The sequence below is a fragment of the Secundilactobacillus hailunensis genome (assembly GCF_005405185.1).
GTDB classification, from domain to species: Bacteria; Bacillota; Bacilli; order Lactobacillales; family Lactobacillaceae; genus Secundilactobacillus; species Secundilactobacillus hailunensis.
In genome coordinates this window covers 47,290-53,354 of the sequence record NZ_BJDO01000014.1, presented here as the reverse complement: position 1 = coordinate 53,354, position 6,065 = coordinate 47,290, and the positions used below count along the sequence as shown (strand labels likewise).

The window sequence follows — 6,065 nt, the reverse complement described above, 5'->3', positions numbered from 1 at the left end:
CGTATTTTTTTGGAACGCGGCTGGTTCAAACCATTGTCCAAAAAACTGCCAACTAAAAAAGCACCTAGACCAATTGAGGTCTAAGTACTCCTATAAATCTAAATCAACTCTACTTGACGAAGTGCCAATTTAACTACGAGTGAAGGTGTTAAAGCGGTGGCTTTGGCACCTTCTTTTAAAACGTATGACTGAGTGACTTGTAGAAAAAATTCTTAGTCGATATAATTTAGGCAAGAAACAAGGTAAGTCACAGCGGAATTGAATCTGAACTAAAAGCAAACCATGTGATTGAAGATGAGCATCAGTCAGTCGTCTTTGGAAGTCGAGGTAACTATTTTGGCGATAAAAATTAAGGGAATTGCAGCTAGTGATGGTATTGGAATTGCGAAGGCCTATCTGTTAGTCACGCCTGATTTAAGCTTTAAAAAAGTGGCTATCAAAAATCCGGAGGCTGAAATCAAACGCCTGCAGCAGGCACTTGATGTCTCAGTTAAGGATCTAGAGGCAATCAAGGCACGGGCCAAGGGGCATTTGGATAACGAAGTATTAACGATCTTTGACGCGCACATCGCACTTTTAACTGACCCAGAAATGATCAAACAGATGGAACAGTTGATCACAGTGCAAAAGGTTAACGCAGAACAGGCCCTAAAAAAGGTCACGACTGATTTCATCAACACGCTTGAAGCGATGACTGCGAATCAGTATATGCAAGAGCGGGCCGCCGATGTCAGAGATGTGACTAAACGAGTCCTTAGCCATTTGCTGGGGAAAGACTTACCTGATCTGGCAGCCATTAATTGCCCCGTCATTCTTGTTGCTCATGAAGTGACGCCTTCAGATATCTCACAGATGGATACGCAGTATATCAAAGGTATCATTACTGATCTCGGTGGTCGGACCAGTCATTCAGCCATCATGTCACGGACGCTGGAAATTCCGGCCGTAGTGGGCGCTGGTGACGCGACTCAAAAAATTAAGAATGATGAATCAGTAATCTTGGATGGTCTGACTGGTAACGCCATCGCCAGCCCCGATGATACTGAAATTACAGCTTACCGGCAACAGGCTGAAGAATTTGAAAAACAGCGTGCTGAATGGGCAACGTTGGTGAACGCCCCGTCAGTTTCTGCAGATGGTAAGAAATTTGAGATTGCGGCTAACATTGGGACGCCGACTGATATGGCGGATGTTTTCAAAGCTGGTGCGGACGCTGTGGGCTTGTTTAGGTCTGAGTTTTTATACATGAACAGCAATAGTTTGCCTACTGAAGAAGACCAGTTTAAGGCGTACAAGCAGGTAACCGAAACGATGCACGGCAAACCGGTCGTCATTCGTACCATGGATATTGGCGGTGATAAGCAGCTGGATTACCTGTCGCTGCCAAAGGAAATGAATCCGTTTCTAGGTTATCGGGCGATTCGGATTTCCTTGAGTCGCCAAGCAATTTTTCGGACCCAGTTGCGGGCGCTGATTCGCGCTTCTAAATTCGGTCAACTACGGATCATGTTTCCCATGATCGCAACCTTGGAAGAATTTAGAAAAGCTAAAGCCATCTTTATGGAAGAAAAACAAAAGTTGCAGGTGAATGATCCGGGAATTGGCGATGACATTAAGCTGGGCATGATGATCGAAGTTCCAGCAGCTGCTATTTTTGCTGAAGCATTTGCTAAGGAAGTTGATTTCTTCAGTATTGGGACTAACGACCTGATCCAGTACCTGTTTGCGGCTGATAGGGGCAACGAGTGCGTTTCTTACCTGTACCAGCCTTATAACCCGGCACTATTAAAGCTGATCAAGCACGTGATCGACGCTGCTCATCAGGAAGGCAAGATTGCTGCTATGTGCGGTGAAATGGCCGGTGATGCGGTTGCGCTACCATTACTGATGGGGATGGGGCTTGATGAATACTCGATGAGTGCCAGTTCTATCTTACGGACCCGCAGTACCATGAAAAGACTTGATACGACGAAATGCGCGGCGCTAGTTGATCACGTTTTGAAACACGCGTTAACTAATGACGATACGGAAAAAATGGTGAAACAATTTCTCAAGTAATTAATATACACCACAAAAAGTGGGTTGATAAAATTATTATCGACCCACTTTTTATGATGTATTTTAAATTTAGCGTGTTTCGTTTTGCACCCGTTGGACTTCATCAAATTGACGCATCATCCAGGCCTTGTAGCTGGTGTGCGCTGGCTGTGATTCGGTTACCCGCACGATTGGTACACCGCTTTGCTTTGCCAGTGAGAGTAGATTGGTGGTCATTTTACTAATTTCTTGCGTGTTCACAACGAAGAAGGCAATCTTATGCTGGCGGATATCGGCCTGCATCTGTTTGATATCTGCAGGGGAGGGGTCGGTATCATTTTGGACGGCCTGCGCGTAATGGTTATTGTTTTGCCGATAGCCCATTTCAGCTAAGGAATAGTCGAAAACGGGTTCGGAAACGTTGACCCGCGCGTGGTGACTATGACGACTGAGCTGCGTTATTTTCTGGTCTAGGGGGGTTAGTGAGCGAATATATTTCTGGGCATTACGTTTAAAGTAAGCCTTGTTTTGCGGCTGACGTTTAGTAAATTGGCTAGCGAGTTCATTGGCTAATTTCGGCATCGTTTTCATGTCGTACCAGATATGTTCGTTATCACCATTGTGCCGGTTCATAATGCCTTGAGCAACGTTAACCTTAGTCGTGCCCGTATTATCAGCGGATAGGCGGTTCATCCAGGTATCATAGCCGAGGCCGTTATAAACGATCACGTCAGCATCACTGACCTGCTTGGCCGTCTTGGTCGTGGGTTCGTATTCATGGGGTTCCATACTGGGCTTATCAATGATCGAAGTGACCCTTCCCTTATCACCCAGAACGGCTTTGGCGGTCTCGCCGTAGAAGTCTAGCGAGGCCACCACGTTGATTTGATGCGAATGGTGGGTCGCGGTAGTTTTTGACGTGCAGCCTACGAGTAAAACTGCAACAAAAACGAGTGTGAGTAAAGTGCTAAGTGGACGAATATAACGCTTTAACATGTATCAGGCTTCCTCCTAAGTTAAATGATAATGATTACCATTATATACTTATTACCAGTTAATTCAAAGCTAAAAAAAGTTCAACAGGGCACTTATTCTACTAACCGATAAGTATCCCGTTGAACCACTGATAATATCAATAATTAACGCATTAAGTTTAAGCACCATTAACTCTCAAATTAGTTCAGAAGATTAGCAGTGTGATATCAATTGTTTATTCTTGCCAATAATTACCTTATTTTTAATTCATACTGTGTTGTTCATGACGCTGTTTAGCAGTCAGATTCTTGGCGTGAACTGATTCAATATTACTCTCTGACAGATTAGCCTGTTGAAAGGCGTCTTCCTGCTTTTTCTCAGCTGCGACAACTTTTTCATCCTTGGCTTTAAGGTTGAAGACGCGCCAAAAGATGAGGGCGGCAGACCAGGTAATAATGAAGAGAATCACTAAGCAGATTCCCAAAATATTAAAATTCAGAGCTTGCGCAAATTTGATCACTGGATTGTGCCACTTTAAAAAGCCGCCAATGGCTTGGAGAACGTCCACGATGCCCACAAAGAAAGCTGCGGTTACTGATAATCCAGTCAAAGCCAGATTATAGTAGACTTTTCGAAATGGTGATGAGAAGACCCAACTGTAGGCGGTACTCATGAACAGCCCGTCACAGGAATCCATAAAGCACATGCCAGAAGTAAATAAAATCGGGAATGAAAAGACCGCGAACCACGGAATTCCCTTACTAGTGGCAACGGCGGATGTGGCTAATACGGCAATTTGGGTGGCCGTATCAAACCCCAGTCCAAATAAGATACCGACGCAGACCACCTGCCAGTTATGGTTAATAACGTTGAGTGCCCGTTTAAAGATCCGGAATATCCGGGTATCAGTTGACGCCTTAGCGGATGAAAAATCACCCTTACTAATAGATTTAAAGGACTTCCAGATACCTGCCAGGATGACAAGATTAATCGTACCTAGTAACAATAGCATGAATCCGGCGAACAGGGTACCCAGCACACCGCCAACGTCCTGAATCTTTGGCAACTGATTTTTGGACCATTCAACGAAAAAAATGGTCAGTAGCGCCATGACAATGACCACTAAGGAGTGGCCAAGCGAGAAGAAGAAACCGACGCCATGCGTGTTTTTTCCATCGTTGACTAACTTTCGGGTCATGTTATCGATAGCCGTAATATGATCCACGTCAAAGGCGTGCTGCAGCCCAAATGTAAATGATAAAAAGGCCATTGCTAACAATGATGGGTAGCGGTTAAGGTAAGCAAATACCAGTCCCCAACCGACGACGAATAGAAACAAGACGTAACTGCCGAATTTGAACAGATCCGGTTTTAATGGATAATGTTGAACTTTAGACTCCAAAGGAATGCCTCCATGCTTATCAGCTCGTGCCATACTGGTTAGTGATACCAGAAAAATGGTGCACAGCATAAGTTAACGTTTATTTATAGCTCTCAGGACTTAACTGGACCAACCCGTTTTGATCATACTTAAAAACGCCAATGATAATGACGGTTTTACCCGTTTTGTCCGCAGACTAATTTAAGCGGTTTCACTTACTGGCAAACGGTTCGCTTTAACTAGCTAGATAGCAGATTATTATTTTGGATTTTTGATTAGGTTTGAATTAGGTGTAGCCGGTTAAAGTCACTTTAAGTAAAGTATGCTCATCTCTTATCAAAAGACTACTAATATAGAGTACCACAATGTGACAGCAGGAAACCACTAGTTTAAAATAATTACTAGGTAGAAAAGAAAACTCTTATCATCAGGTAAATAAAGCTATTGATTGATAATACTGCTGATCAGCCGGCCGACATTTTCTGCCAGTTGAGATAAATTCTTAGGTCCCTCAGCAAGAGCTTTTTTTAGTGTTGTCACACCAGGAACGATTGGGAAGATAGCGTCAATCGCTGTTTTATCGTACAAACTATCGATACCATCGCCGACGTTACCGGCTAAAACGATGACTGGCGCGTTGGGTGCAACAGACTTGGTTGCTTGAGCGACACCATAAGGGGTTTTCCCGAATTTAGTTTGAAAATCAATGCCGCCTTCACCCGTAAACACAAAGTCGGCTCCTAAAGCGCGTTGCTTTAAGTGTGCATATTTGATTACGATAGCGATGCCTTTTTGCATATCAGCGTTCGTAAACGCTAGCAAGCCGGCACCCAGTCCGCCAGCGGCACCAGCACCCGGTCGATTAGCTAAGTCGATATGTAGGTCACGTTTAATAATCGCAGCGTAGTGCTGCAGGTTAGCATCTAATTTTGCGACCATGTCAGGCGTAGCACCCTTTTGGGGACCGAAAACGGCGGATGCGCCATTTGGTCCCACCAGTGGATTAGTGACGTCTGAAGCAATTATAATTTTAGTTTGAGCGACTAACGGATTCAGGTGGGCGGTTTCAATTCGGGCTAAGCGGCCAAGTCGGCCACCGCCAAAGCTTAATTCATGCTGATTTTGATCTAATAATTGGACCCCTAAGGCCTGAGCCATGCCAGCACCGCCATCGTTAGTGGCACTGCCACCAATCCCGAGAATAATTTGGTGGACGCCCTGCGACATTGCATCCAGCATCAACTCACCAGTCCCGTAAGTGGTGGTTATCAACGGATTATGTGTCTGGTCAGTCACAAACTGAATACCGCTCGCCGAAGCCATTTCAATGACGGCGGTTTCTTGGTCACCTAGGATACCATACTCAGCTTGAACTGGTGTGCTAAGGGGGCCGGTGACTTGTTTTTGAATGAAATGCCCATCAGTTGCGTCAACCAGCGATTGAACGGTACCTTCGCCGCCATCTGCCATGGGAATCTTTTCAAATTCAGCTGCTGGGAAGATCTTCTTTAAGCCATGTTGAATGGCATCAGCCGCTTCTTTGGCGGTCATGCCGCCCTTAAAAGAATCCGGGGCAATTACGAATTTCATTTTTCCTCCTGTGAGTGCCTGTAATCGGATGTAGGGTAATTAAAGCTACCTTCAATTTAACAGCGTAATGCCAGGACTTTCA

4 protein-coding genes are annotated in these 6,065 nt (G+C 44.8%); 1 reads left to right on the top strand and 3 read right to left on the bottom strand.

Going from position 1 to position 6,065, the window contains the following annotated elements; translation table 11 throughout:
* Positions 1 to 336: 336 nt before the first annotated feature.
* On the top strand, positions 337 to 2,058 hold the full coding sequence (gene ptsP / locus FFM73_RS05545; protein WP_137630788.1) for a phosphoenolpyruvate--protein phosphotransferase: 1,722 nt from the start codon (positions 337 to 339) through the stop codon (positions 2,056 to 2,058).
* A gap of 69 nt (positions 2,059 to 2,127) precedes the next feature.
* Here ptsP and FFM73_RS05540 read toward each other — a convergent pair whose 3' ends face one another.
* From FFM73_RS05540 to FFM73_RS05530, 3 genes are all read right to left on the bottom strand, one after another.
* Positions 2,128 to 3,033, bottom strand: a complete 906-nt coding sequence (locus FFM73_RS05540) for a metal ABC transporter solute-binding protein, Zn/Mn family (protein WP_137630787.1) — start codon at positions 3,031 to 3,033, stop codon at positions 2,128 to 2,130.
* A 241-nt stretch (positions 3,034 to 3,274) separates the two neighbouring features.
* Positions 3,275 to 4,414 (bottom strand): HoxN/HupN/NixA family nickel/cobalt transporter, encoded by a 1,140-nt coding sequence (locus FFM73_RS05535; RefSeq protein WP_235874460.1) that lies wholly within the window; start codon positions 4,412 to 4,414, stop codon positions 3,275 to 3,277.
* A 420-nt stretch (positions 4,415 to 4,834) separates the two neighbouring features.
* Positions 4,835 to 5,983, bottom strand: a complete 1,149-nt coding sequence (locus FFM73_RS05530; protein WP_137630785.1) for a glycerate kinase family protein — start codon at positions 5,981 to 5,983, stop codon at positions 4,835 to 4,837.
* Between the last annotated feature and the right edge of the window lie 82 nt (positions 5,984 to 6,065).